The sequence below is a fragment of the Streptomyces sp. AC558_RSS880 genome, assembly GCF_019049255.1.
Classification (GTDB): domain Bacteria; phylum Actinomycetota; class Actinomycetes; order Streptomycetales; family Streptomycetaceae; genus Streptomyces.
This window is the reverse complement of sequence record NZ_JAGMUJ010000047.1, coordinates 38,596-63,957: the sequence shown is the minus strand read 5'-3', so window position 1 is coordinate 63,957 and position 25,362 is coordinate 38,596. Positions and strand designations below refer to the sequence as shown.

Sequence of the window (25,362 nt, the reverse complement as noted above, 5' to 3'; positions counted from 1 at the left end):
CCTGTACCCCGGCGCACAAGGCCCGGTTCCCGCAGGTCTCCCCGCGACGAGCGGCGACGCGATACCGTGGCGTTCCTTTTCCCCACATGATCCTCGTGGCCGCCCTGGAGGTTCCGTGGTACAGGCGTACATCCTGATCCAGACGGAGGTCGGCAAGGCGTCGACCGTCGCCGAGCTGATCGGCAAGATCCCTGGAGTCATCCAGGCCGAGGACGTGACCGGACCGTACGACGTGATCGTGCGCGCCCAGGCCGACACCGTCGACGACCTGGGCCGCATGGTGGTCGCCAAAGTCCAGCAAGTGGACGGCATCACCCGTACCCTGACCTGTCCGGTCGTCCATCTGTAGCCCCCGTCTACCCTGTGCCGGTGAACTCTTTCCGTCACCGGCACACCGTCCTGTCCGCGCTCGCGGTGCTGATCACCGCCGCAGGCTGCTCCTCGGCAGACGACAGCGCGTCCACGGCGGTTCCCAGCCCGGACGCGAAGGTCACCGAACTGTGCCGAAACCTGGACGAGGCCCTGCCGGCGAAGGTGGACGGTGAGAGTCGCGACGATCCCGAACCCGCGTCCGAACTGACCGCGGGCTGGGGCGGCGTGGCGATCATACTGCGGTGCGGTGTCGAGCGACCCCCGAAGATGGCCGACCCCAAGGTGGCCAACGGGAACGACGCCGACGCGGTGCCGGGCGGAGTGAACGGCGTCGACTGGCTCATGGAGACGGGGGACGACGACGTACAGCGCTTCACCACCGCCAACCGCGAGGCGTATGTCGAGGTCGAAGTGGCCGACGGACGGGACAGCACGGGCGTACTGATCGATCTCGCCCCGGCCCTGAAGAAGGCGATCCCCGAGGGGATCGCCTTCTGAAGCGTGCGTGCGCGGCGGCTCAGCGCAGCCCGGTCGACCGGCGCAGTGCCGCCCGCACCAGCAGGTCGACCAGTTCCGGGTAGCCGACCCCGGTGGCCTGCCACATCTGCGGGTACATCGAGATGGGCGTGAAGCCGGGCATGGTGTTGATCTCGTTGATCACGAACTCGCCGTCCTCGGTGAGGAAGAAGTCCGCGCGGACCAGCCCTTCGCAGGAGGCCGCGTCGAACGCCTCCACCGCGAGCCGCCGCACCTCGGCCGTCTCCTCGTCGGTCAGCGGCGCGGGCACGATGCCGGGCGTGGAGTCGATGTACTTGGCCTCGAAGTCGTAGTACGCGTGCGCGTCGGGCGGCGGGATCTCGGCCGGCAGCGAGGCGCGCGGGCCGTCCTCGAACTCCAGCACGCCGCACTCGATCTCGCGGCCGCGCAGCGCCGCCTCGACGAGGATCTTCGGGTCGTGGCGCCGGGCCTCGGCGATCGCCTCGTCCAGGCCGGAGATGTCGTCGACCTTGGTGATGCCGATCGACGAGCCCGCGCGGGCGGGCTTCACGAACAGCGGCCAGCCGTGCTCGCCGGCGAAGTCGACGATCTTCTTGCGGGCGGCGGACTCGTCCCGCTGCCACTCGCGCGGCCGGATCACCACGTACGGGCCGACCTTCAGCCCGAAGGAGGTGAACACCCGCTTCATGTACTCCTTGTCCTGGCCGACGGCCGAGGCGAGCACGCCCGAACCGACGTAGGGGACGCCGGAGAGCTCCAGGAGGCCCTGGAGGGTGCCGTCCTCGCCGTAGGGGCCGTGCAGCACCGGGAAGACCACGTCGACCTCGCCGAGCGCCTTGGGCACCGAGCCCGGCTCGCTGTAGACGACTTCGCGGCTGGCGGGGTCGACGGGGAGCACCACACCGCCCTCCGTCGACTCGGCGAGCTGGTCGACGCTGGGCGTACGGCGGTCGCTGATCGCCATGCGTTCCGGCTCGTCGGCGGTGAGCGCCCAGCGGCCGTCCGTGGTGATGCCGATCGGCAGGACGTCGTACGCGGTCCGGTCGATGGCCTTGAGGACGGCGCCGGCGGTGACCACGGAGATCCCGTGTTCGGAGCTGCGCCCGCCGAACACGACGGCCACACGCGGCTTGCGGGACGGCTGCTCGGGGCTCTGGGGGAGGTTCTCGGTGCTCATATCGCGATGAGAGTACCTGCCCGCAGGACCGGGACACAGCGCCCGCAACGCCGTGCGTGAGCCGAACGGAGGGGGCCGTCGCTCAGCGTCGTTCGGGCTTCGCGCTGCGCGACATCAGCTCCTCGACGGCGACCACCGGGGGCTTGCCCTCGTGCACGATGGAGACGACCGTCTCGGTGAGCGGCATGTCGACGCCGTGCCTGCGGGCCAGGTCCAGCACCGACTCGCAGGACTTGACGCCCTCCGCGGTCTGCTTGGTGACCGCGATGGTCTCCTTGAGGGTCAGGCCCTTGCCGAGGTTGGTGCCGAAGGTGTGGTTGCGCGACAGCGGCGAGGAGCAGGTGGCCACCAGGTCGCCCAGGCCCGCGAGTCCGGAGAAGGTCAGCGGGTCGGCGCCGAGCGCGACGCCGAGCCGGGTGGTCTCGGCGAGGCCGCGGGTGATGAGCGAGCCCTTGGCGTTGTCGCCGAGCCCCATGCCGTCCGCGATGCCGACGGCAAGACCGATCACGTTCTTCACGGCGCCGCCCAGTTCGCAGCCGACGACGTCGGTGTTGGTGTACGGCCGGAAGTACGGCGTGTGGCAGGAGGCCTGGAGCCGCTGGGCCACGCCTTCGTCGGTGCAGGCCACCACGGCGGCGGCCGGCATCCGGGCGGCGATCTCCCGGGCCAGGTTGGGCCCGGTGACCACGGCGATGCGGTCGGCGCCGACCTTGGCGACGTCGTCGATCACCTCGCTCATCCGCATCGCGGAGCCGAGTTCGACGCCCTTCATCAGCGACACCAGGACCGTGCCGGGCGCGAGCAGCGGCGTCCACTCGGCGAGGTTGCCGCGCAGCGTCTGCGAGGGGACCGCGAGGACGGTGAAGTCGGCGTCGCGCGCGGCCTCGGCGGCGTCCGCGGTGGCCCGCAGGTTCTCCGGGAGTTCGATCCCGGGCAGGTAGTCGGGGTTGGTGCGGGTGGAGTTGACCGCCTCGGCGAGTTCGGGGCGCCGTCCCCACAGCACGACGTCGCAGCCCGCGTCGGCGAGGACCATGCCGAAGGCCGTCCCCCACGATCCGGTGCCGAAGACGGCCGCCTTGACCGGCTCGCTCACGTGCCCAGCCCTTCTTCCCGCGCGGTGGGCCTGCCGCCCCGCGCCCGTTCCTCCCGCTTCTGGGTGTGCGTCCTGCGGCGCTGCTCGATCCGCTCACGGCGCGGGTCGTACGGCGTCTCGGGGGCCTGCTCACCACGGATCTGCTCCAGATGGCGCGTGACGGCCGCCATGATGGCCTCCGTCGCCTCCTTGAGCAGTTCCGGGGTCATCTCCCGGTCGTAGAAGCGGTCGAGGTCCACCGGCGGCCCGGCCAGCACGTGGTGGGTCTTGCGCGGCAGCAGACTGGGCTTCTTGGCGTACGGGGGCAGCAGTTCGTTGGCGCCCCACTGGGCGACCGGGATCACGGGGCACTTGGTCTGCAGGGCGACGCGGGCGGCGCCGGTCTTGCCGGTCATGGGCCAGCCGTCCGGGTCGCGGGTGAGGGTGCCCTCGGGGTAGAAGGCGACGCATTCGCCGCGCTCCACGGCGTCGATCGCGGCCCGGAAGGCGCTGAGCGCGTCGGTGCTCTCGCGGTAGACGGGGATCTGCCCGGTGCCGCGCATCGCGGCGCCGATGAATCCCTTGTTGAAAAGCCCGCTCTTCGCCAGGAATCGCGGAACGCGTCCGGTGTTGTACTGAAAGTGCGCGTAGGCGAAGGGATCGATGTGCGAATTGTGGTTCACCGCGGTGATAAATCCACCCTCGGCCGGAATGTTCTCCATTCCGCGCCAGTCCCGCTTGAGCAGAACCACCAGCGGCGGTTTGCAGAGAACCGCGGCGAAGCGGTACCAGAAGCCGATTCTGCGGCGCGGCACAAGTACACCTTCCTCTTCCGAATGACGGGCCCGGGGCCCGGACCCGGAGGCCAGGCGGGCCGCACAAGTGTCGCCCCGGGCCGCCGGTCTGTCGAGAACACCGTACGCCCGCCCGTCTCCCACCCTCGCCCTTGCAAGCAGCTTCGCGCCCCTTCCCCGACCCCCTTGGCGCCCGGTTCCCCGGGTGACAATGGCCGCGACAAGAGAGGGACGTAACACTCGTGCAGTGGACCTTGGTGGTACCCCTGAAGCCGCTGGCCCGGGCCAAGAGCAGGCTCGCGGACACCGCGGACGACGGTCTGCGCCCGGGTCTGGCGCTCGCCTTCGCCCAGGACACGGTGGCGGCCGCGCTGGAATGCCCGGCGGTACGGGATGTGGTGGTCGTCACGGACGACGTCCTGGCCTCGCGGGAGCTGGCCGCGCTGGGCGCCGGAATCGTCGCGGACGAGCCGGGCGGCGGTCTGAACGCGGCCCTCACCCATGGCGCGGCGGTGGCGGGAGCCGCTCGCCGCGCGGCGTGTGTCGCGGCCCTCAACGCCGATCTTCCGGCGCTCCGCCCGCCGGAACTGGCCCGCGTTCTCGACACGGCCGCCGCGTTCCCGCGCGCGTTCCTCGCCGACGCCGCCGGGCTCGGCACGACGTTGCTGGCCGCGAGCCGGGGCCGGGAACTGCGCCCGTTCTTCGGCCCCGGTTCCCGGGCCCGGCACCGGGAGTCCGGAGCCGTGGAGCTGGGCCTCGACGGCGTGGACTCGGTACGGCAGGACGTGGACACCGGCGACGACCTGCGGGCCGCGCTGGCGCTGGGCGTCGGCCCTCACACGGCCGCGGTCGCCGCGCGGTCGCTCATCACCGAGCAGTAGGCTGCCGGCATGCAGGCCACCGCGTACACCTACGACCCCGACAGCCGCAGCGGCCAGGTGCTCCTGGACGACGGCACGCCGGTGCCCTTCGACGCCCCGGCGTTCGACGCGGGGGGCCTGCTGCTGCTGCGTCCCGGGCAGCGGGTGCGCATCGAGACCGAGGGCGAGGGCGTGGCCCGGCGGATCACGCTGGTGACGCTCCAGACGTTCTGACCGCCCGGGGCGCCCCCGCACACACCGCGGGCCGGGCTCCCGAGGGAGTCCGGCCCGGCGCGTGAGTACCGCTTTCCCGAAGGGAGGGGCCCCGGCCCGCTACTTCTTGCGGGCGGTGGTCTTCTTGGCGGTGGTCTTGCGCGCGGTCGACTTCTTGGCGGGCGCCTTCGTGGCCGTCGCCTTCTTCGCCGGGGCCTTCTTGGCGGTCGTCTTCTTCGCGGCGGTCGTCTTCGCCGTCGCCGCGGTCTTGGCGGGCGCCTTCTTGGCCGTGGTCTTCTTGGCCGCCGCCGTCTTGGTGGTGGCCTTCTTCGCCGGGGCCTTCTTCGCCGCCGTCTTCGCGGTGGCGGCCTTCTTCGCCGTCGTCTTCTTCGCGGCGGCCTTCTTGACCGTGGCCGCGGCGCCCCCGCTCAGGCTGCCCTTGGGCGCCTTCTTGACCGAGACCTCACCACCGCGCGGCAGCTTCTTCGAGCCGCTCACCAGGTCCTTGAAACCCTGCCCCGCGCGGAAGCGCGGAACGGAGGTCTTCTTGACCCGAACCCGCTCGCCCGTCTGAGGGTTACGGGCGTAACGGGCCGGGCGGTCGACCTTCTCGAACGAACCGAAGCCGGTGACCGAAACCCGCTCACCCGAGACGACCGCGCGGACGATGGCGTCCAGTACGTGGTCGACGGCATCGGCGGCCTGCTGGCGGCCGCCCACCTTGTCGGCAATCGCTTCTACGAGCTGCGCCTTGTTCACGTCTTCCCCTTCGGAGACATCGCCAGAACGAATGTGTTCAAGCTTTTTCGCACGTTAGGCAGATATATACCGCAAATCAAACACGAAACGGGCTAATCACCCTTGTGCCGCAACGAACTCGGCCGTCTCGACTGGTTCAGCGTTCCTCTTCGGGGAATCGACCCTCGTCGAGGTCCTCGGTGAACCGCTCCAGACGCCTTGCCGCACCGGCAAGATCGTGTTTGGCCGCGGCCGTAATGACCAGCAGCTTCCGGGTCAGCGCCATCCGTACGCCCTCCGGGACTTGCAGTGCGCGCACCTTTGCGTGCGCTTCCTTGAGCCGGACCGCGACCGCCGCATAGAGCTGGAGTTGGCCGTCGTGTTCCATGCACAGATTGTGCCATCTGGGGCGAGTTGTCGCCTGCCCAGGGGGCAACTGCCGCCTCGGGCAGCCGTCCGGACACACGCGAAGATCACGGGCACGTGACACGTGTACCCCGACAACCACCTTCATAACGCGGCGAGTTGAGGGCCCTCAAGAGGGCACGCGGGACCGAACGGGTGCAGACGCGCCCGTACCCCCGATCGAGGTGATCGGGGGTACGGGCGGGGTGATCCGGTGGCCGAAAGTCGGCCTCTGGCGAGGACTTCGGCCGGGGTGGGGGTCAGGCCGTGAGCGTCCTCGGCTTGAACGACGGGCGCTTCGCCTCGTACGCGGCGATGTCCGCCTCGTTCTGCAGCGTGATGGAGATGTCGTCGAGCCCGTTCAGCAGCCGCCAGCGGGAGTTCTCGTCGAGCTCGAAGGAGGCGGTGACGCCCTCGGCGCGCACCTCGCGGGTCTGGAGGTCGACGGTGATCTCGGCGGTGGGGTCGGCTTCGGTGAGCTCCCACAGCGCGTCCACGGTCTTCTGGTCGATGACCACCGTCAGCAGGCCGTTCTTCAGCGAGTTGCCGCGGAAGATGTCGGCGAAGCGGGAGGAGATCACGGTCTTGAAGCCGTAGTTCTGCAGCGCCCAGACGGCGTGCTCACGGGAGGAGCCGGTGCCGAAGTCGGGGCCGGCGACCAGCACGGTCGCGCCCGCGCGCTCGGGCTGGTTGAGGACGAAGGACGGGTCCTTGCGCCAGGCCTCGAACAGCCCGTCCTCGAACCCGTCCCTGGTCACCTTCTTGAGCCAGTGGGCGGGGATGATCTGGTCGGTGTCGACGTTGCTGCGGCGCAGCGGGACGGCCCGGCCGGTGTGGGTGGTGAATGCTTCCATGGCTGATCAGACTCCAGCGGGCGTGGGGGCGGCGGCGAGGTCGGCCGGGGAGGCCAGGTGACCGAGGACCGCGGTGGCGGCGGCGACCTGCGGGGACACCAGGTGGGTGCGGCCGCCCTTGCCCTGCCGGCCCTCGAAGTTGCGGTTGGAGGTGGAGGCGGAGCGCTCACCGGGGGCGAGCTGGTCGGGGTTCATGCCCAGGCACATCGAGCAGCCCGCGTGCCGCCACTCGGCGCCGGCCTCCTTGAAGACCACGTCCAGACCCTCGGAGACGGCCTGCAGGCCCACCCGCGCGGAGCCGGGGACGACCAGCATCCGCACGCCGTCGGCGACTTTGCGGCCCTTGATGATGTCCGCGACGGCGCGCAGGTCCTCGATGCGGCCGTTGGTGCAGGAACCTACGAAGACGGTGTCCACGTTGATGGAGCGCAGCGCCTGGCCGGCCTCCAACCCCATGTACTCCAGGGCCTTTTCGGCGGCGAGCCGCTCCGAGGCGTCCTCGTACGAAGCCGGGTCGGGGACGGACGCCGAAAGCGGGGCGCCCTGGCCCGGGTTGGTGCCCCAGGTGACGAACGGCGACAGTTCGGCGGCCTCGATGACGACCTCGGCGTCGAACTCGGCGTCCTCGTCGGACTTCAGCGTCTTCCAGTAGGCGACGGCCGCGTCCCAGTCCTCGCCCTTCGGGGCGTGCGGACGGCCCTCGAGGTAGGCGAACGTCGTCTCGTCGGGAGCGATCATGCCCGCGCGGGCGCCGGCCTCGATCGACATGTTGCAGATGGTCATCCGGGCCTCCATCGAGAGCTTCTCGATGGCCTCGCCGCGGTACTCCAGGACGTATCCCTGGCCGCCGCCGGTACCGATCCTCGCGATGATCGCCAGGATCAGGTCCTTGGCCGTGACGCCCTCGGGCAGTTCGCCGTTGACGGTGATCGCCATGGTCTTCGGACGGGCCATGGGCAGCGTCTGGGTGGCCAGGACGTGCTCGACCTGGGAGGTGCCGATGCCGAAGGCGAGTCCGCCGAAGGCGCCGTGCGTGGAGGTGTGCGAGTCGCCGCAGACGACGGTCATGCCGGGCTGGGTCAGACCCAGCTGCGGGCCCACGACGTGCACGACGCCCTGCTCGACGTCGCCCAGCGAATGCAGCCGGACGCCGAACTCGGCGGCGTTCTTGCGCAGCGTCTCGAGCTGGATCCGGGAGACCGGGTCGGCGATCGGCTTGTCGATGTCGAGGGTCGGGGTGTTGTGGTCCTCGGTCGCGATGGTGAGGTCGAGACGGCGCACCCGGCGGCCGCTCTTGCGCAGGCCGTCGAAGGCCTGCGGGCTGGTCACCTCGTGCAGCAGGTGCAGATCGATGAAGAGGAGGTCGGGCTCGCCCTCGGCGCGCCGGACGACGTGGTCGTCCCAGACCTTCTCCGCGAGTGTCCTACCCATCGCTGTCCCTCCGGCCGGCAGGTGGTGCGCCGGCCCAACTAGATCTGTGGGGAGACGGCGCCCGCACCCCTGCTTCCGGGCGTCCGCCGCCAGGCCCGGTGGTCCACGGGCCGCGTTGCTTCCGTGCTTCCAGGGTGGCGGGTTCCACCGAAAATTGAACTTGCGTTTCACAGAGTGAGACGCAAGTATCGTTGCATGGACAACAGTAGCGGCGTCGGCGTTCTGGACAAGGCGGCCCTCGTCCTGAGCGCTCTGGAGTCCGGTCCGGCCACCCTCGCGGGGTTGGTCGGGGCCACCGGACTGGCACGACCCACGGCCCACCGCCTGGCCGTGGCGCTGGAACACCACCGTATGGTGGCGCGCGACATGCAGGGCCGTTTCATTCTCGGCCCGCGCCTGGCCGAACTGGCCGCGGCGGCGGGCGAGGACCGGCTGCTCGCCACGGCGGGCCCGGTGCTCACGCACCTGCGCGACGTGACCGGCGAGAGCGCCCAGCTCTACCGCCGCCAGGGCGACATGCGCATCTGCGTCGCCGCGGCGGAGCGCCTCTCGGGCCTGCGGGACACGGTGCCGGTGGGCTCCACGCTCACGATGAAGGCCGGCTCCTCGGCGCAGATCCTGATGGCCTGGGAGGAGCCGGAGCGGCTGCACCGGGGCCTGCAGGGCGCCCGGTTCACGGCGACGGCCCTCTCGGGCGTACGTCGCCGGGGCTGGGCCCAGTCGATCGGTGAGCGCGAGCCGGGCGTGGCGTCCGTCTCCGCGCCGGTGCGCGGGCCGTCGAACCGTGTGGTGGCCGCCGTCTCGGTCTCCGGCCCCATCGAGCGCCTGTCCCGCCACCCGGGCCGGATGCACGCCCAGGCCGTCATCGATGCCGCCGGCCGCCTCTCCGAGGCACTGCGCCGCTCCTGAAACCCGTCCGTACCGCCCCGTGGGAACGGGCCCGCCCCAACGCCGCGGCGGGCTCTTCCTCCGGTTTCCGGGTACGGTCCCGTTCCGGAACGCCGAAGGCCCTCCACCGAGGTGGAGGGCCTTCACTGTGTACCCCCGACCGGATTCGAACCGGCGCTACCGCCTTGAGAGGGCGGCGTGCTAGGCCGCTACACAACGGGGGCGTGGATCATACGTTGCCGCAGATCCTGCTGGTCTACCTGGACTCGAACCAAGACTAACTGAACCAGAATCAGTCGTGCTGCCAATTACACCATAGACCAATGATGGTTTAGACCAGTCAGTACCCCCGACCGGATTCGAACCGGCGCTACCGCCTTGAGAGGGCGGCGTGCTAGGCCGCTACACAACGGGGGCCCTAGCAGTCCCGAGATGATCGGAACCAGTACCCCCGACCGGATTCGAACCGGCGCTACTGCCTTGAGAGGGCAGCGTGCTAGGCCGCTACACAACGGGGGCTTGCGGATGAGATCCGCGGGTGCAGATGAGCTCTGCGAGCTGGCCTACCTGGACTCGAACCAAGACTAACTGAACCAGAATCAGTCGTGCTGCCAATTACACCATAGGCCACTGGAACGCAAGCCCCTGAGGGGTTCTTGTTCTAGTTTGGCGCTTGGGGGTTCCGGCCTTCCGGCCCGCTCCCCTCGGCGCAGGAAGAACATTACCCGAAGGTGGACGGGGCTCCAAAACGAGTATCGGCGGCGAGCACCACGGGGAGTTCGGCGAGGGAGGCGATACGACGTGGTCCCACCGGCGGCTCGACCGTCGCGCAGGCACCGCCCCGGTCGATCCACACCGACAGCAGCCCGGCCTCCGCGGCGCCCCGGCCGTCGATCTCCGGGTGGTCACCGACGTACGCCACCTGGTCCGGGGGCAGCGCCAGCGCGTCACAGGCGGCGAGGAACGCGCCGGCCTCGGGCTTGGAGACGCCCAGCTCGGCGGCGCACAGGATGGCCTCGAAACGGTCGTGGACGCCGAGGACGCGCAGCTTGCGGTCCTGGACGTGGAGGCTGGAGTTGGAGAGCACGGCATGCCGGTGGCTGGTGGCGAGGGCGTCCAGGACGGGCAGCACGTCCGGGAAGAGGCTCCAGGCGGACTCGTAGTGCGTGACGTACCGCCGGAACCAGTCGTCGGCCTCGGCGTCCGTCAGCTCCGGGCGGCCCAGGAAGACCCGGGTGCGGTCGCGCCGCTGCGTCTCGAAGTCCACCTCCCGCGCGGCGAACCGCGCCCACTGCCGCTCGGTGACCTCGCGCCAGCGCACGAGGGCCTCCTCGGCCGACCCGTACCCGGCGAGCAGCCCCTCGGCCACCAGGTGGGCGCGCATGCCCTCGCGGTCGGCGGTGGTGTAGTCGAAAAGCGTGTCGTCGACGTCCCAGACAACTGCTCGGATCACCATGCCACCGACGGTACAGCCGGACCCGGCTGAGGGCCCGGGGGTTGTCCCCCGACGGACGCAGCGTCGAAGAGGGGGTGGCGGCCCGAGCGGTGGGCGCGGGGGAACCGGCCGGGTGGCGCGGCGGTCACCGGGCGGCGAGACCCTCGACCTCGAGGAGCATCCGGGGATCGGACAGGGCCCTGACCTCCGCCGGGAGACCGGCCGGACGGCAGTCCGCCTCGGCCGGCACGCTCAGCACGACGTCGTAGTTGGCCGTCACGGCCTCGATGTCGACCGTGAGGATCCTGATCCGGACCAGGTCGCTCAGGGCGAACCCGGCTTCGCGCAGCGTCCCGGCCGGGCGCTGGAAGGTCAGCCGGATCCGACCGCGGATGTCGTCCACGGCCGCGATGCCGCCCTCGTCGTCCCGGGCCTCGTGACCGGCGACCACGAGCCGGCGCTGCGGCTGCTCGACGACGGCCCGGTCGCAGGCCGGTCTGTCCCCGAAGAAGCGCGGGTCGATGTCCTCACGGCGCATGTGTCCCGTCTGCGGAGAACTCGGCGGCGACGCCGGTCGGCACCGGCCGTGCGGAAGTACGGCAAGGGCGGCAGCCTTCCCGGCTGCCGCCCTTCGCGCGTGCGTCCGTGCGTTACGCCGCCAGCCTCGCCAGCGCCGCGTCGATCCTGGCCAGCGTCTTCTCCTTGCCCAGGACCTCCAGGGACTCGAAGAGCGGCAGGCCGACCGTGCGGCCGGTGACGGCGACGCGGACCGGGGCCTGGGCCTTGCCGAGCTTGAGGCCGTGGGCCTCGCCGGCGGCCAGGACGGCCTCCTTCAGCGACTCGGGGGACGTCCAGTCGGCGGCCTCCAGCTTCTCCCGCGCGGTGCGCAGCAGAGCGTCGCTGCCCTCCTTCATCGCCTTGTTCCAGGACGCCTCGTCGAAGACCGGCTCCGGCAGGAACAGGAAGTCGACGTTGTCCGTGATCTCGGAGAGGACCTTGAGGCGGGTCTGCGCGTGCGGGGCGATCGCCTGCCACTTGGCCTCGTCGAAGGCCTCCGGGGCCCAGGGGGCGAAGGGGGCCTTGAGCCAGGGGGCGCAGCGCTCCGTGAAGTCCTTCACATCCAGCATGCGGATGTGGTCGCCGTTGATCGCCTCGCACTTCTTCAGGTCGAAGCGGGCCGGGTTCGGCTGCACGTCCGCGATGTCGAAGGCCGCGACCATCTCGTCGATCGAGAAGACGTCCTGGTCGGCGGAGAGCGACCAGCCGAGCAGGGAGAGGTAGTTGAGCAGGCCCTCGGGGAGGAAGCCGCGCTCGCGGTAGAGGTTGAGCGACGACTGCGGGTCGCGCTTGGAGAGCTTCTTGTTGCCCTCGCCCATCACGTACGGCAGGTGCCCGAAGGCGGGGGTCCGCTTGGCGATGCCCAGCTCGGTCAGCGCCTTGTACAGGGCGATCTGGCGCGGGGTGGAGGAGAGCAGGTCCTCGCCGCGCAGGACGTGGGTGATCTCCATCAGGGCGTCGTCGACCGGGTTGACCAGCGTGTAGAGCGGAGCCCCGTTGGCGCGGACGATGCCGTAGTCCGGGACGTTCTCCGGGGTGAAGGTCAGCTCGCCGCGGACCAGGTCGGTGAAGGTGATCGTCTCGTCGGGCATCCGGAAGCGGACGATCGGCTCGCGGCCCTGGGCCTTGTAGTCCTCGACCTGGGCGTCGGTCAGCTCGCGGCAGTGGCCGTCGTACCCGGAGGGCCTGCCGGCGGCGCGGGCGGCCTCGCGGCGGCTGTCCAGCTCCTCCTGGGAGCAGTAGCAGCGGTACGCGTGGCCGGCGTCCAGGAGCTTCGCCGCGACGTCCTTGTAGAGGTCCATGCGCTGCGACTGGCGGTACGGCGCGTGCGGGCCGCCGATCTCGGGGCCCTCGTCCCAGTCGAAGCCGAGCCAGCGCATGGAGTCCAGCAGCTGGTTGTACGACTCCTCGGAGTCGCGGGCCGCGTCGGTGTCCTCGATGCGGAAGACCAGGGTGCCGCCGTGGTGCTTGGCGAACGCCCAGTTGAACAGGGCGGTGCGGACCAGGCCCACATGGGGGTTACCGGTGGGCGACGGACAGAAACGTACGCGGACGGGTGCGCTAGCCACGCTTGACAACCTTGTTGGTGAGAGTGCCGATGCCTTCGATGGTGACGGCGACCTCGTCGCCGACGTTGAGGGGGCCGACGCCGGCCGGGGTGCCCGTGAGGATCACGTCGCCGGGGAGCAGCGTCATGGCCTCGGAGATGTTGACGATCAGGTCCTCGATGGAGTGGATCATCTCGCTGGTGCGGCCGAGTTGGCGCTGGGCGCCGTTGACCGTGAGCTGGATGGTCAGGTCGCCCGCGGCGGCGAGGTCGAGGTCCGTCTCCACCCAGGGGCCGAGCGGGCAGGAGGTGTCGAAGCCCTTGGCCCGGGCCCACTGCTTCTCGCGCTTCTGGACGTCGCGCGCGGTGATGTCGTTGGCGCAGGTGTAGCCGAAGATCACGTCCTTGACGCGTTCGCGCGGGACCTCGCGGCACATCCGGCCGATGACCACGGCCAGCTCGGCCTCGTGGTGCACCTCCTGGGAGAAGGAGGGGTACTGGATGTCGTCGCCGGGGCCGATCACGGAGGTGGAGGGCTTGAAGAAGGCGAAGGGGGCGTCGGGGACCTCGTTGCCGAGTTCCTTCGCGTGTTCGGCGTAGTTGCGGCCGAAGGCCACCACCTTGTTGGGGAGCACCGGGGGCAGCAGCCTGACCTTGCTCACCGGGACCTTGGTGCCGGAGAGCTCGAAGTCCGCGAACGGGATGCCCTTGATGATGTCCAGGACGAGTTCGTCCTGCTTCTCGCCCTCGACCGCGCCGAAGGCGACGTTCCCGTCGATGGAGAATCTGGCGATGCGCACGGGATGCTTGTCCCCTTGACCGATCGGCTGAAGTCTGACGCTCCAGGCTAACGCGCAGGGGTCCTCGCCCCGCGCAACGACGAGGGGCGCCCCCGTTGCCGCGGGGCGCCCCTCGTCCGGTGGGCCTTGAGTGTTTCGCGGCCGGTGTCCGTATGGACCGGTGTCACTGCGCGGCGTCGGCCGCGACCGGGATCTCCATGAGGACGGTGCGCTTGGGATTGGCAGTCTGGGCCGGAAGGTCGACGGTGTGCTCCTGCTGGACCGGCTTCTGCAGTTCGTCGGCGCCGTCCAGGTGGGCCAGCGTGGTGCGCCGCGGGTTGGCGATCTTGTGGAACATCGTCGTCGTCTTCACTGTTTACTTGACCCTGTCCTGTTCACGGGCGCCCGGAGGGGGTCGGAGACCCCGGTGAGGGCGCGGGTTGTCGGTTTTGCCATCCCTGTAAAGCGTCAGGCTAAACATGCAATTCCCCGCCGATCGCGACCGGAGACCTTGATCCAGGTGTGAGTTTGCTCACGGATCACCGGACAAATCCCCCATTCCGACCCGGGTCCCGTCGAGACGGAATCGGACATTCACCCACTGAAGCCACCATTCCGCTCCTGATCATGGCGACTGGGACACCCGGGCCACCCCGCCGACTCGCAACCATATGTCCCTTATTGGGGAGGTCGCTTTCTACCCCCGGTGACTCGTCACTCACGTGGTGTCACGTATCTCACGGGTAAGGCCATGGGCCTTGTTGGAGGTCCTGCACTGTGCTGGAATTCCACGGACCGCCGCAGGATCGAGCCGGCGCACAGGGGGCGCACAGACGCGCCGAGTGGCGGGCGAGAAGGGGGAAGCCAGCGCCGGTCACTCACGACCACCACGGGGGCGTATTCAGGGCGCCCCTATGACGCCGACACCGTGCCTCACCGTTCACGCGGAGGGGTGCCTGGTTCAGAGGTTGCGACGCTAGTGCAGGGACGTTTCAAGAGGGATGGCAGCGCTTCGGCGGAGCCGGAGCCGCACGGCGGGACTGGCCCCAAGGCCGTCAGCTCCTCGCCCCAGCACGCCCAGAACCAGGGCCCGACCACGCCCGGAAACGGCGGCGAAGGCCCCGCCGCGTCGGCCGGAGCGCCGGGCACGGCGCCGGCCGCGCCGAAGGGGCCGACCGGCCCGGGGCCGCGAATAGCCCTGCGGAACTGGCGGATCTCGACCCGTCTGGTGTCGCTGCTCGCCCTCCCGGTGGTCGCGGCCACCTCGCTGGGCGCGCTGCGCATCAACCAGTCGATGGACGACATCCAGCAGCTCGACAACATGAAGCTGCTGACGGACATGACCAAGCAGGCGACCGAACTGGCCGCCGCGCTCCAGGAGGAGCGCGACCAGTCGGCCGGCCCGCTGGCGCACGGCGGCAAGGCCACCGACTTCTCGGTCAAGGGCTACCGCGAGAAGACCGACCGGGCGCGCAACCTCTTCATCGACAGCTCCGAGGAGATCGACGACGCCAGCAAGGACGGCAACCTCAAGGGCGTCCGCGACAACCTGGTGCAGCTCGCCGGTGAACTGGGCGAGCTCGAGAAGATCCGCAACACGGCGTTCCAGTCGGAGCGGAACTCCACGCAGACCGTCGAGGGCTACCACCGTCTGATCGAGAAGCTGGTCGAGCTCTCGCAGGACATGGCGGAGGCGACCAGCAACCCCGACATGATCCAGCGCACCCGCGCCCTGGCGTCCTTCTCCTCCGCCAAGGAGTACGCGTCGATCCAGCGCGCGGTCCTCGCCGCGGCGCTGCCCGCCAGCAACACCACCAAGGGCGAGCTCTCCGCCAACGACCGGCTCTACGCCGAGTCGGCGCTGGCCAGCCAGAAGTCCGAGATCCGCAGCTTCAAGAGCATCTACGGCGACGTCGCCGCCACCGAGCTGCTGCTGCCGATCGAGGAGGGCAACGCCACGATCAAGGCCACCGACGAGTACGCCGGGCGCGCCCTGGCCTCGGAGTACGGCCTCTCGTCGGTCGGCAAGCGGTCCTACCGGGACTGGCTGGACGACAGCTCCACCAAGATCCAGCAGATGAAGAACATCGAGCTCACGCTGCTCGAGGACATGGAACAGAAGGCCCGTGAGCTGCGCAGCGCCACCGAGCGCGACGCGATCATCTCCGGTGTGCTGATCCTGCTCGTGCTCGGTGTGTCGCTGGTCGGCGCCTTCGTGGTGGCCCGCTCCATGATCCGCTCGCTGCGCCGGCTGGAGGACACCGCCACCAAGGTCGCCCAGGAACGCCTGCCCGACCTGGTCAAGCAGCTCTCCGAGTCCGACCCGCAGGACGTCGACACGTCCGTGGAGTCGGTCGGTGTGCACTCCCGGGACGAGATCGGCAAGGTGGCCGCGGCCTTCGACGACGTGCACCGCGAGGCGGTCCGCCTCGCCGCCGAGCAGGCCCTGCTGCGGGGCAACGTCAACGCGATGTTCACCAACCTCTCGCGCCGCTCCCAGGGTCTGATCCAGCGCCAGCTGTCGCTGATCTCCGAGCTGGAGTCCCGCGAGGCCGACCCGGACCAGCTGTCCTCGCTGTTCAAGCTGGACCACCTCGCCACGCGTATGCGCCGTAACGGTGAGAACCTGCTGGTCCTCGCGGGTGAGGAGCCCGGCCGCCGGTGGACCCGTCCGGTCCCGCTGGTCGACGTGCTCCGTGCCGCCGCCTCCGAGGTGGAGCAGTACGAGCGCATCGAGCTGGCCTCCGTGCCGAGCACCGAAGTGGCCGGCCGCGTGGTCAACGACCTCGTGCACCTGCTCGCCGAGCTGCTGGAGAACGCGACCTCGTTCTCCTCGCCGCAGACCAAGGTCAAGGTCACCGGTCACGCGCTGCCCGACGGCCGGGTGCTGATCGAGATCCACGACACCGGTATCGGTCTGTCGCCGGAGGACCTGGCGGCGATCAACGAGCGGCTCGCCGCGCCGCCCACCGTGGACGTCTCCGTCTCCCGCCGCATGGGTCTGTTCGTGGTCGGCCGGCTGTCGCAGCGCCACGGCATCCGCATCCAGCTGCGTCCGTCCGACTCCGGTGGTACGACCGCGCTGGTCATGCTGCCCGTCGACGTCGCCCAGGGCGGCAAGAAGCCGCAGGGCAAGCCGGGTCAGCCGGGCGCGGGTGGCGGTGGCCCCGCCGCCGCGCAGGCGGCCGCGGGTGCCGCGGCCGCACGGCGTGCCGCCGGCGCCGGTCAGTCCGCGGGCGGTGCTCTCGGTGCCGGCGCGTCCGGCGGTGGCCTGCTCGGTGCCGGTCAGGGTCCGCGGGCCGCGCTGCCCGGGCGGGACGGCGCGGGCCGGCCCGACGGAGCGCGGGGGCCGCAGGGCCAGCCGGGCAACTCCACGCCGTCGCTGTTCGACCGGGGTGCTCCCGGTGCGGCTCCGCAGGGCCGTCCGGCCGCGCAGGGCCGTCCGGCTCCGGCCGGCTTCGGCGGCCAGGCGTCCGGTACCCCGCAGGGCATGCAGGCCGCCGGCCCGGGTGGACAGCAGCAGGAGCAGGACGCCTTCGGCGGCGGTCGCGCCCAGGTGCCGCCGCAGCGTGGCAGCGGGAAGCCCGAGCGCGGCCGTCGTCCGCAGCTGCCGCCGCGCGGTGGTGCGCGCCCGGAGCTGCCCGGCGGTGACCAGCAACAGCCGCGCGTGCCCAGCTGGAGCGACGAGAACGCCCAGCCGCCGGTGCCGCGCGCCTCGCTGGACGTCCCGCGCGGGCACGAGGAGCCGGACGTCTCCCGGACCTCGGCCATGCCCCGGTTCGACGACCGGCAGGGCCCCGGCGCGACGGCGGAGATCCCCCGGTTCGACGAGCGTCAGAACCCCGGTGCGCCCGCCTACGGCGCCCCCGGTGCGAACGGCGTCCAGAACACGGGCCAGTACGCCCGCGGGGACGTCTTCGGCGCCCCGCAGGGCGGTCCGGGCGGGCAGAACCCGGCCGCGACGGGCCAGTTCCCCGTCCCGCAGGGCTACGACAACGGCTCCACGGGTCAGTTCCCGGTGCCGGGCCAGGACAACGGCTCCACCGGTCAGTTCCCGATGCCGGGCCAGGACAACGGCTCCACCGGTCAGTTCCCGGTGCCGGGCCAGGACAACGGCTCCACGGGCCGTCACTCCCTCCCGGAGCGTCCGAACGCCGCGGGACCGGCCGTCACCGGCCAGTTCGAGCGTCCGCAGCCGAACGGCACGCACGGAGCCGGCCCGGTCGCCCCGCGTCCGTCGGTCCCGCAGCAGCGGCCCGACGAGCGCGCGGTGTCCGACGCGTGGGCACTGCCGCCCGCGTCCGGTCCGGGCGACGGCCGTACGCCGCTGTACGACACGCTGGAGACCAACTGGTTCCACGGTGGCGGCGGACAGGAGCAGGGCAACGGCTCGGCTCCGGCACCCCAGCAGCCGCAGCAGCACCAGCAGCCGCAGGGCCCCACCGGTCCGCAGCGGTCCGCTTCCACCGCCTGGCGCAGCTCGCCCAACGACGAGCTGGTCCGGCAGGCCGAACGCGTCCGGCAGCCGGCCGCGGGCGGCGTCACCACCTCCGGCCTGCCGCGCCGGGTGCCCAAGGCGAACCTCGTCCCGGGCACGGCTCAGCAGCAACAGCACCAGAGCGGTCCTCAGGTCTCGCGCGCCCCCGATGACGTGCGCGGCCGGCTGACCAATCTCCGTCGGGGTATCGCACAGGGTCGTCAGGCCGGTACCACCCAGACCGGCACCTTCCCGAACCCCACTCACCAGCAGGAGCGTTAGTTGAGCCCGATGAGCCAGGCGGCACAGAACCTCAACTGGTTGATCACCAACTTCGTGGACAACACCCCCGGGGTGTCCCACACCGTCGTCGTGTCCGCCGACGGTCTCCTGCTGGCACTGTCCGAGGGGTTCCCGCGCGACCGCGCGGACCAGCTCGCGGCCGTCGCTTCGGGACTGACCTCCCTGACGGCCGGCGCCTCCCGGATCTTCGAAGGCGGCAACGTGGCCCAGACGGTCGTCGAGATGGAGAGGGGATTCCTCTTCCTCATGTCCGTCTCGGACGGCTCGTCCCTGGCCGTTCTCGCGCACCCCGAGTGCGACATCGGCCTCGTCGGCTACGAGATGGCGCTCCTGGTCGACCGCGCGGGGGCGGTCCTCACCCCGGACCTGCGCGCCGAACTACAAGGAAGTCTGCTCCACTGATCGGCCCCGGCACCACCCGTCTCACCAAATCACCGTCCGGCCGCCACATTCCCCCCACCGGCCCCGTCAGACGGCTTGACTGACCGACTTGCTGTCCCGTCCGGAGGACCCATGACCCCGCCCACCGCCTCTCATGATCCGTACGCGGAACCGTACGAGGACGAGGGCGACCAGCCGCTGGTGCGTCCCTATGCGATGACCGGCGGCCGGACCAGGCCGCGTTATCAGCTGGCCATCGAGGCACTGATCAGTACGACGGCCGACCCGGCAGCGCTCATGGGGCTCCTTCCGGAGCACCAGCGCATCTGCCATCTGTGCCGTGAGGTGAAGTCGGTCGCCGAGGTCTCGGCGCTGCTCAACATGCCACTGGGTGTTGCCCGGATCCTGGTGGCCGACTTGGCGGAGGCGGGACTCGTCGCCGTGCACCAGCCGGGCGGCGACGAGACGACCGGCGCCCCGGATGTGACACTGCTCGAAAGGGTGCTCAGTGGACTTCGCAAGCTCTAGCGGCGGGACGGTCTCCGACAGCCGTACCACCACGTCCGCGAAGATCGTGGTGGCGGGCGGCTTCGGCGTGGGCAAGACCACGTTCGTCGGCGCCGTCTCGGAGATCAACCCGCTGCGCACCGAGGCCGTGATGACCTCCGCCAGCGCGGGCATCGACGACCTCACCCACACCGGGGACAAGACCACCACCACGGTGGCCATGGACTTCGGCCGTATCACCCTGGACCAGGACCTGATCCTGTACCTGTTCGGCACGCCCGGCCAGGACCGCTTCTGGTTCATGTGGGACGACCTGGTGCGCGGCGCCATCGGCGCGGTGGTCCTGGTGGACACCCGCCGACTGGCGGACTGCTTCCCGGCGGTGGACTACTTCGAGAACAGCGGACTGCCCTTCGTGGTCGCCCTCAACGGGTTCGACGGGCAGCAGCCCTACCAGCCGGAAGAGGTGCGCGAAGCGCTCCAGATCGGACCCGACACCCCGATCATCACCACCGACGCCCGCCACCGCGCGGACGCGAAGAGTGCGCTGATCACACTGGTCGAGCACGCCCTCATGGCGCGTCTCAGGTAGAGCCAAACAAAAAGTGGCATACGGCAGTTGCCGTAGACGCACCGGAGCCGGCCGTGTCCTTCGACACGGTCGGCCTCGGTGTTCATAACGTTTCGGCAGAGGAATCAAGGGAGGTCGACACGCGACGCGGTCGCGCAGTACCGCTGCGCGCACGAAGCGCTCGCCTTTTGCTGAAGCTCGTTCTTTATGACCGTTTTATCTAGGACTTACATCACTCGGATTCCTCGCCTTCCAGTGTTTGGAAGAGCGCTGGTCGGCATGCTGGAATGCCTGAACTGCCCATTGGTCAAAGACGTACTCCGTAGTCGATGGCACACCGGGCTCTGAGACACTGCGGCACAACGTTGGTGCCGACCGCCGAGAGGTTGTTGGTCGAGTGAGGCGAAGCAAGAACAGTCCCGAGCCGTCGGCCCGGGGCAACTTCACGCCGCCGTCGCGCACAGCGGCGCCCGCCCCCGTACCCGGTCCCGAACCGACGGCCGCGCCCGCCAAGAGCGGAGGACGCCTTTCCCCGCGCAACTGGCGCGTGACCACCAGGCTGAACGCGATCCTGCTCATACCCGTGCTGGTCGGCCTGGTCATGGGCGGCTTCCAGGTGAAGAGCTCGATCGACACCTGGAACGAGGCCGAGGACGCGGAGAACACCGCGCGTCTGGTGCAGGCCTCCCTCACCTACGCCAACGCCCTCTACAACGAGCGGGACGTCACCGCGGTCCCCCTGCTGCAGGGCAAGGGCAAGAACGACCCGGACGTCACCAAGGCCCGCGCCGCGACCGACAAGGCCGCCGACGCCTTCGACGAGGCCGCGCTGAGCATGCCGGACAAGCCCGGCCTGAAGCGCCGGATGGAGCTGTTCCGCGAGGCCGAGCCCCAGCTGACCGCGCTGCGTGCCGCGGCCTACACCTCCAAGCTCAAGGGTGTCGCGACCGAGGAGGGCTACGTCGCCGTCGCCCACCCCCTGATGGAGTTCGCCAACGACCTCGGTCTCGGCACCGGCAACATCACCAGCTACGGACGTACGGTCTACGCGATCTCGCTGACCAAGTCGGCACTGTCGCTGCAGCGTTCCATCGGCATGCACATGCTGGTGAAGCCCGGCCCGACCGACAGCCAGCTCGCCAGCCAGCGCGTCGCTCTCACCTCCTACGCCTACCTCGAGCGCATCGCCGTCGAGGAGTACCGGGGCGGTGGCACCGAGGCCGACGTGGAGAAGCTGGAGCAGACGGCGCAGCGGATCCAGGCCGAGGGCACGGCCATGGCCCGGGACGCCAAGCAGCGGGACCCGGACTACGTGGCACCGCCCGCGAAGCCGGAGACGATGATCTCCGAGCTGGGCCGGCTCCCCTCCACGGACGCGGCCGCGCGCGGCGAACTCGCCACCCAGGGCATCACCCCCGCCAACTGGTGGGCCGTGAACACCCTCAAGTTCGACGGTTACCGCGAGATCGAGTCCGACCTCACCGGCACCGCGGTGAGCGAGGCCTCCCAGATCGCCGACGACGCCCAGCGCGACGCCCTCATCACCGGTGCCGCCGTCGTCATCGCCCTGCTCGCCGCGTTCATCCTGGCCGGCATGGTGGCCCGCCAGATGAGCCGCTCCATGCGCCAGCTGCGCAACGCCGCCTTCGGCATCGCCGAGCAGCGGCTGCCGATGCTGGTCGACCAGCTCTCCCGCACCGACCCCGGCCGGGTCGACACCAAGGTCGCGCCGATCCCGATCTCCACCACCGACGAGATCGGCGAGGTCGCCCGCGCCTTCGACCAGGTCCACCGCGAGGCCGTCCGGCTCGCCGCCGAGCAGGCGCTGCTGCGGGGCAACATCAACGCGATCTTCACCAACCTGTCGCGCCGCAACCAGTCGCTGATCGAGGGCCAGCTGACCCTGATCACCGACCTGGAGAACAACGAGGCCGACCCGGACCAGCTGGAGAACCTCTTCCGCCTGGACCACCTGGCCACCCGTATGCGCCGCAACGGCGAGAACCTCCTGGTCCTCGCGGGCGAGGAGCCCGGCCGCCGCTGGGACCAGCCGGTGCCGCTGGTCGACGTGCTGCGGGCCGCCTCCTCCGAGGTGGAGCAGTACGAGCGCATCGAGCTGTCCGGCGTTCCCGAGGCCGAGATCCACGGCCGCGCGGTGACCGACCTCGTGCACCTGCTCGCCGAGCTCCTCGAGAACGCCACCACGTTCTCCTCGCCCCAGACCAAGGTCCGCGTCACCGCGACCCGTCTCCCCGACGGCCGCGTGATGGTCGAGATCCACGACAAGGGCATCGGCCTCACCGCCGAGGACTTCGCGGACATCAACCACAAGCTGGCCAACCCGCCCACCGTCGACGCCGCGATCTCCCAGCGCATGGGCCTGTTCGTGGTCGGCCGGCTGTCCGACCGGCACGGCATCCGGGTCCAGCTGCGCCCCTCGGGCGAGCAGGCCGGCACCACCTCGCTGGTCATGCTGCCGGACGCGATCACCCACGGTGGCGGCGGCGAGCAGCAGACGGAGCGCGACGAGTTCACGGTCTCGCAGATCATCCCGGAGCAGAACTTCCAGGGTGAGGACTTCAACCGGCAGCCGCTGCGCACCGCCGCGGAGCTGGGCTTCGACGACAGCCGCTACACGGAGGTCCCGGACGACATCCGCGATCTGGACCCGGTCGGCCGTTCCCTGATGCGCGAGGAGCGCCGGGCGGCCCTGGAGTCCCAGGCGCAGCCCCATCAGCCGGAGTTGGCCTCCGCGAACGCCCAGGAGGCCCCCGAGGCGCCCGCGTACCCGGACGAGTTCGCCGCCCCGCAGGGCTACGGCAACGGCCAGGGTTACGACGGCAACGGCTTCGACGGCGGCTACCAGGAACAGCAGACCGCCGGGTACGACCAGCAGGCGTACGACAACGGGCAGCGGACGGCGTACGAGGAGCCGCAGCAGCAGGCGTACGGCGAGGGGTTCTACGCGCCGGACGGCCAGGTGCCGCAGAACGACGCCTTCCCGGCCAACGGCGGCTACCCGGACCCCTCCTACGGGCAGCAGGTCCAGGACGGCGGCGCGGCGGCGGGTACCGCCGACCCCTTCTCCTCCTTCACCGGTCGGCGCCAGGCGGACGACTGGCCGCAGCAGGACGGCTACCGGAACGGCCACCCCGACCAGTACTCTGCTCAGGCCCCGGAATCGGAAAATACGCAGGCCGCTGACGCGCGTGAGCAGGACAGCGTAGGCTTCGACCGTCCGGAACCGGCTGCCTCCGACGTCCACGCGCTGACCGACGCCGGGCTTCCCCGCCGCGGATCCACCGCGGGCGGCGCGAACGGCCCGGGCGGGCCGCGGCACGTGAACCAGGAGCCGCCGGCCTCCACTCCGGAGAGTGACGGCGACAGCGGCTGGCGTTCGGCGAACGACGAGCGCTGGCAGCAGGCATCGGCGCTCCGGAAGCCCAAGGCGGGCGGAGTGACCTCCTCCGGTCTGCCGCGACGGGTCCCCAAGGCCAACCTGGTCCAGGGAGCCGCCGAAACCACCCCTCAGGGAGGCCCCCAGGTCTCCCGCGCCCCGGAAGACGTCCGGGGCAGGCTGAGCAACCTGCGACGCGGTGTCCAACGGGGCCGCGGCGCGGGCAGTGAAACGAACGGCCAGGGCTTCGGTCCTGACAGCACCTACAACCAGGAGCGTTAGTGTGAGCCCGATGAGCCAGGCGGCACAGAACCTGAACTGGTTGATCACCAACTTCGTGGACAACACCCCGGGGGTGTCCCACACGGTGGTGGTCTCCGCCGACGGACTCCTTCTGGCGATGTCCGAAGGCTTTCCCCGTGACCGCGCCGACCAGCTCGCGGCCGTCGCCTCCGGTCTGACGTCTCTGACGGCAGGCGCCTCCCGGATCTTCGAGGGCGGCAGCGTGAACCAGACGGTTGTGGAGATGGAGCGGGGATTCCTGTTCATCATGTCCATTTCCGACGGTTCGTCGCTCGCGGTTCTCGCACATCCGGAGGCGGACATCGGCCTCATTGGGTACGAGATGGCCCTTCTGGTCGACCGTGCCGGTACGGTCCTGACCCCGGACCTTCGAGCGGAGCTCCAAGGGAGCCTTCTCAACTAGAGGACAGACGGTGCGTTTTGGCGTCCCGGGGTCGTAAGGTTTCGGGACGCGGCTCCACAGTGATGGGTGCCAGGCACGGTCGGAGGAGGAGAAAGTGGCAACACCCCCAGGCGGTTCATCGTCGGGCGACTGGTCGTACGGTCCTGTACAGGGCCAGAACGACGGCGCCCAGAGCGGGTACGGCTACCCCTCCGCCCCGAGCCACCGGCAGCCGTACGCGCCACAGGGCCCCGGCCCTTCGCCGTACGACCAGCCGCACGCCCCGCGCATCCAGCCGGTGCAGCCGCAGCGCCGAGCACCCGAGCCGACGCCCGCCGGGGCGTCGAACAATCCCCTGGTGCGCCCGTACGCGATGACGGGCGGCCGCACCAGGCCGCGGTACCAGCTCGCCATCGAGGCGCTGGTACACACCACCGCGCAGCCGCACCAGATGCAGGGCCAGCTGCCCGAGCATCAGCGGATCTGCACCCTCTGCCGGGAAATCAAGTCGGTGGCCGAGATCTCGGCCCTGCTGACCATCCCTCTCGGCGTGGCCAGGATCCTCGTCGCCGACTTGGCGGAGGCGGGACTGGTCGCCATCCATCAGCCCGGCGGCGACGAGAGCGCCGGCGGCCAGCCAGACGTGACACTGCTCGAAAGGGTGCTCAGTGGACTTCGCAAGCTCTAGCGGCGGTCCTTCCCGCTCCACCACCTCGGCGAAGATCGTGGTGGCGGGTGGCTTCGGCGTGGGCAAGACCACGTTCGTCGGGGCCGTTTCGGAGATCAACCCGCTGCGCACGGAGGCCGTCATGACGTCTGCTTCGGCAGGCATCGACGACCTCACCCACACCGGGGACAAGACGACCACCACGGTCGCCATGGACTTCGGCCGCATCACCCTGGACCAGGACCTGATCCTGTACCTGTTCGGCACGCCCGGCCAGGACCGCTTCTGGTTCATGTGGGACGACCTGGTGCGTGGCGCCATCGGCGCGATCGTGCTGGTGGACACCCGGCGTCTCGCCGACTGCTTCCCGGCGGTCGACTACTTCGAGAACTCGGGTCTCCCCTTCGTGATCGCGCTCAACGGCTTCGACGGCCAGCAGCCGTACCAGCCGGACGAGGTCCGGGAGGCGCTGCAGATCGGGCCCGACACCCCGATCATCACCACGGACGCGCGCCACCGTGCCGACGCGAAGTCGGCGCTGATCACTCTCGTGGAGCACGCGCTGATGGCGCGCCTGCGCTGACGGCTACCGCCGCCACAGGCGGCACCTCGTAGCGCCGAGTTGCGCAACGCCCCCTGCGGCCACTGGGTTGCCGGGGGCTGTTGCGTGCCGGGTGCGGCAGGTCCGTGGCCGGTCGCGCCCACGCGGCGGAGCCGCATGGCGTCACAGCCCCGCGCCCCCGGGCACATGAAG

At 70.4% G+C, this 25,362-nt stretch carries 25 protein-coding genes and 5 tRNA genes; 13 read left to right on the top strand and 17 right to left on the bottom strand.

Going from position 1 to position 25,362, the window contains the following annotated elements:
* Positions 1-115: 115 nt before the first annotated feature.
* Both KUM38_RS19110 and KUM38_RS19105 read left to right on the top strand, forming a co-directional pair.
* Positions 116-349, top strand: a complete 234-nt coding sequence (locus KUM38_RS19110) for an Lrp/AsnC family transcriptional regulator (RefSeq protein ID WP_037933238.1) — start codon at positions 116-118, stop codon at positions 347-349.
* Between the two features lie 20 nt (positions 350-369).
* Positions 370-870 (top strand): DUF3515 domain-containing protein, encoded by a 501-nt coding sequence (locus KUM38_RS19105; protein WP_217130610.1) that lies wholly within the window; start codon positions 370-372, stop codon positions 868-870.
* 19 nt (positions 871-889) lie between these two features.
* Here KUM38_RS19105 and KUM38_RS19100 read toward each other — a convergent pair whose 3' ends face one another.
* From KUM38_RS19100 to KUM38_RS19090, 3 genes are all read right to left on the bottom strand, one after another.
* Positions 890-2,047 (bottom strand): D-alanine--D-alanine ligase family protein, encoded by a 1,158-nt coding sequence (locus KUM38_RS19100; RefSeq protein WP_217130609.1) that lies wholly within the window; start codon positions 2,045-2,047, stop codon positions 890-892.
* Between the two features lie 82 nt (positions 2,048-2,129).
* Positions 2,130-3,140 (bottom strand): NAD(P)H-dependent glycerol-3-phosphate dehydrogenase, encoded by a 1,011-nt coding sequence (locus tag KUM38_RS19095; RefSeq protein WP_217130608.1) that lies wholly within the window; start codon positions 3,138-3,140, stop codon positions 2,130-2,132.
* A complete protein-coding gene (locus KUM38_RS19090) occupies positions 3,137-3,934 on the bottom strand; it encodes a 1-acyl-sn-glycerol-3-phosphate acyltransferase (protein ID WP_217130607.1) in 798 nt (265 codons plus the stop codon). The genes KUM38_RS19095 and KUM38_RS19090 overlap by 4 nt, the downstream gene beginning before the upstream one ends.
* A gap of 221 nt (positions 3,935-4,155) precedes the next feature.
* Here KUM38_RS19090 and cofC point away from each other — a divergent pair, with 221 nt between their 5' ends.
* The gene (gene cofC, locus KUM38_RS19085) at positions 4,156-4,794 is read left to right on the top strand and encodes a 2-phospho-L-lactate guanylyltransferase (RefSeq protein ID WP_217130606.1); all 639 of its coding nucleotides are present in this window, start codon (positions 4,156-4,158) and stop codon (positions 4,792-4,794) included.
* Positions 4,795-4,803: 9 nt separating this feature from the next.
* Complete coding sequence (locus KUM38_RS19080) at positions 4,804-5,007, top strand: hypothetical protein (RefSeq protein WP_217130605.1); 204 nt, start codon at positions 4,804-4,806, stop codon at positions 5,005-5,007.
* Positions 5,008-5,106: 99 nt separating this feature from the next.
* On the opposite strand, the gene KUM38_RS19075 is transcribed toward KUM38_RS19080, so the two are convergent.
* The 4 genes from KUM38_RS19075 to leuC all read right to left on the bottom strand — a co-directional run bounded on the left by KUM38_RS19075 (position 5,107) and on the right by leuC (position 8,414).
* Positions 5,107-5,745: an HU family DNA-binding protein gene (locus tag KUM38_RS19075; protein WP_217130604.1), complete on the bottom strand. Its 639-nt coding sequence runs from the start codon at positions 5,743-5,745 to the stop codon at positions 5,107-5,109.
* Positions 5,746-5,881: 136 nt separating this feature from the next.
* Positions 5,882-6,112, bottom strand: a complete 231-nt coding sequence (locus KUM38_RS19070; RefSeq protein WP_085573006.1) for a hypothetical protein — start codon at positions 6,110-6,112, stop codon at positions 5,882-5,884.
* A gap of 277 nt (positions 6,113-6,389) precedes the next feature.
* Positions 6,390-6,983 (bottom strand): 3-isopropylmalate dehydratase small subunit, encoded by a 594-nt coding sequence (leuD, locus tag KUM38_RS19065; protein WP_217130603.1) that lies wholly within the window; start codon positions 6,981-6,983, stop codon positions 6,390-6,392.
* A gap of 6 nt (positions 6,984-6,989) precedes the next feature.
* Positions 6,990-8,414 carry a 3-isopropylmalate dehydratase large subunit gene (leuC, locus tag KUM38_RS19060; RefSeq protein WP_217130602.1) on the bottom strand — a complete coding sequence of 475 codons (1,425 nt, stop codon included), beginning with the start codon at positions 8,412-8,414 and terminating at the stop codon, positions 6,990-6,992.
* A 195-nt stretch (positions 8,415-8,609) separates the two neighbouring features.
* Here leuC and ndgR point away from each other — a divergent pair, with 195 nt between their 5' ends.
* On the top strand, positions 8,610-9,323 hold the full coding sequence (gene ndgR / locus KUM38_RS19055) for an IclR family transcriptional regulator NdgR (RefSeq protein ID WP_030866220.1): 714 nt from the start codon (positions 8,610-8,612) through the stop codon (positions 9,321-9,323).
* A gap of 130 nt (positions 9,324-9,453) precedes the next feature.
* Here the strand turns inward: ndgR and KUM38_RS19050 are convergent.
* The 10 genes from KUM38_RS19050 to KUM38_RS19005 all read right to left on the bottom strand — a co-directional run bounded on the left by KUM38_RS19050 (position 9,454) and on the right by KUM38_RS19005 (position 13,993).
* Positions 9,454-9,526, bottom strand: a tRNA-Glu gene (locus KUM38_RS19050).
* 27 nt (positions 9,527-9,553) lie between these two features.
* Positions 9,554-9,625: transfer RNA gene (locus tag KUM38_RS19045), tRNA-Gln, on the bottom strand.
* Between the two features lie 21 nt (positions 9,626-9,646).
* Positions 9,647-9,719 (bottom strand) — tRNA-Glu (locus tag KUM38_RS19040).
* Positions 9,720-9,748: 29 nt separating this feature from the next.
* Positions 9,749-9,821, bottom strand: a tRNA-Glu gene (locus KUM38_RS19035).
* A 39-nt stretch (positions 9,822-9,860) separates the two neighbouring features.
* Positions 9,861-9,932, bottom strand: a tRNA-Gln gene (locus KUM38_RS19030).
* 91 nt (positions 9,933-10,023) lie between these two features.
* A complete protein-coding gene (locus tag KUM38_RS19025) occupies positions 10,024-10,758 on the bottom strand; it encodes an HAD family hydrolase (protein ID WP_217130601.1) in 735 nt (244 codons plus the stop codon).
* A gap of 124 nt (positions 10,759-10,882) precedes the next feature.
* Positions 10,883-11,275 carry a Rid family hydrolase gene (locus KUM38_RS19020; RefSeq protein WP_217130600.1) on the bottom strand — a complete coding sequence of 131 codons (393 nt, stop codon included), beginning with the start codon at positions 11,273-11,275 and terminating at the stop codon, positions 10,883-10,885.
* A gap of 112 nt (positions 11,276-11,387) precedes the next feature.
* Positions 11,388-12,872 (bottom strand): glutamate--tRNA ligase, encoded by a 1,485-nt coding sequence (gltX, locus tag KUM38_RS19015; RefSeq protein ID WP_217130599.1) that lies wholly within the window; start codon positions 12,870-12,872, stop codon positions 11,388-11,390.
* The gene (locus tag KUM38_RS19010) at positions 12,856-13,641 is read right to left on the bottom strand and encodes a fumarylacetoacetate hydrolase family protein (RefSeq protein ID WP_217130598.1); all 786 of its coding nucleotides are present in this window, start codon (positions 13,639-13,641) and stop codon (positions 12,856-12,858) included. Before KUM38_RS19010 ends, gltX begins: the two co-directional genes overlap by 17 nt.
* Before the next feature lie 163 nt (positions 13,642-13,804).
* Positions 13,805-13,993, bottom strand: a complete 189-nt coding sequence (locus KUM38_RS19005; RefSeq protein ID WP_217130626.1) for a hypothetical protein — start codon at positions 13,991-13,993, stop codon at positions 13,805-13,807.
* A gap of 606 nt (positions 13,994-14,599) precedes the next feature.
* On the opposite strand from KUM38_RS19005, the gene KUM38_RS19000 reads away from it, so the two are divergent.
* From KUM38_RS19000 to KUM38_RS18965, 8 genes are all read left to right on the top strand, one after another.
* Positions 14,600-18,379 (top strand): nitrate- and nitrite sensing domain-containing protein, encoded by a 3,780-nt coding sequence (locus tag KUM38_RS19000; protein ID WP_217130597.1) that lies wholly within the window; start codon positions 14,600-14,602, stop codon positions 18,377-18,379.
* A 9-nt stretch (positions 18,380-18,388) separates the two neighbouring features.
* Positions 18,389-18,802 (top strand): roadblock/LC7 domain-containing protein, encoded by a 414-nt coding sequence (locus KUM38_RS18995; RefSeq protein WP_004983056.1) that lies wholly within the window; start codon positions 18,389-18,391, stop codon positions 18,800-18,802.
* Between the two features lie 111 nt (positions 18,803-18,913).
* A complete protein-coding gene (locus KUM38_RS18990; RefSeq protein WP_004924977.1) occupies positions 18,914-19,309 on the top strand; it encodes a DUF742 domain-containing protein in 396 nt (131 codons plus the stop codon).
* Positions 19,290-19,880: an ATP/GTP-binding protein gene (locus KUM38_RS18985; protein WP_217130596.1), complete on the top strand. Its 591-nt coding sequence runs from the start codon at positions 19,290-19,292 to the stop codon at positions 19,878-19,880. The genes KUM38_RS18990 and KUM38_RS18985 overlap by 20 nt, the downstream gene beginning before the upstream one ends.
* A 376-nt stretch (positions 19,881-20,256) precedes the next feature.
* Positions 20,257-23,538, top strand: coding sequence for a nitrate- and nitrite sensing domain-containing protein (locus KUM38_RS18980; RefSeq protein WP_217130595.1), 3,282 nt, complete (start codon positions 20,257-20,259; stop codon positions 23,536-23,538).
* A gap of 10 nt (positions 23,539-23,548) precedes the next feature.
* Positions 23,549-23,962, top strand: coding sequence for a roadblock/LC7 domain-containing protein (locus tag KUM38_RS18975; protein ID WP_004983065.1), 414 nt, complete (start codon positions 23,549-23,551; stop codon positions 23,960-23,962).
* A 94-nt stretch (positions 23,963-24,056) separates the two neighbouring features.
* On the top strand, positions 24,057-24,629 hold the full coding sequence (locus KUM38_RS18970) for a DUF742 domain-containing protein (protein ID WP_217130594.1): 573 nt from the start codon (positions 24,057-24,059) through the stop codon (positions 24,627-24,629).
* Positions 24,610-25,191: an ATP/GTP-binding protein gene (locus KUM38_RS18965; RefSeq protein ID WP_030216560.1), complete on the top strand. Its 582-nt coding sequence runs from the start codon at positions 24,610-24,612 to the stop codon at positions 25,189-25,191. Before KUM38_RS18970 ends, KUM38_RS18965 begins: the two co-directional genes overlap by 20 nt.
* Positions 25,192-25,362: the final 171 nt, after the last annotated feature.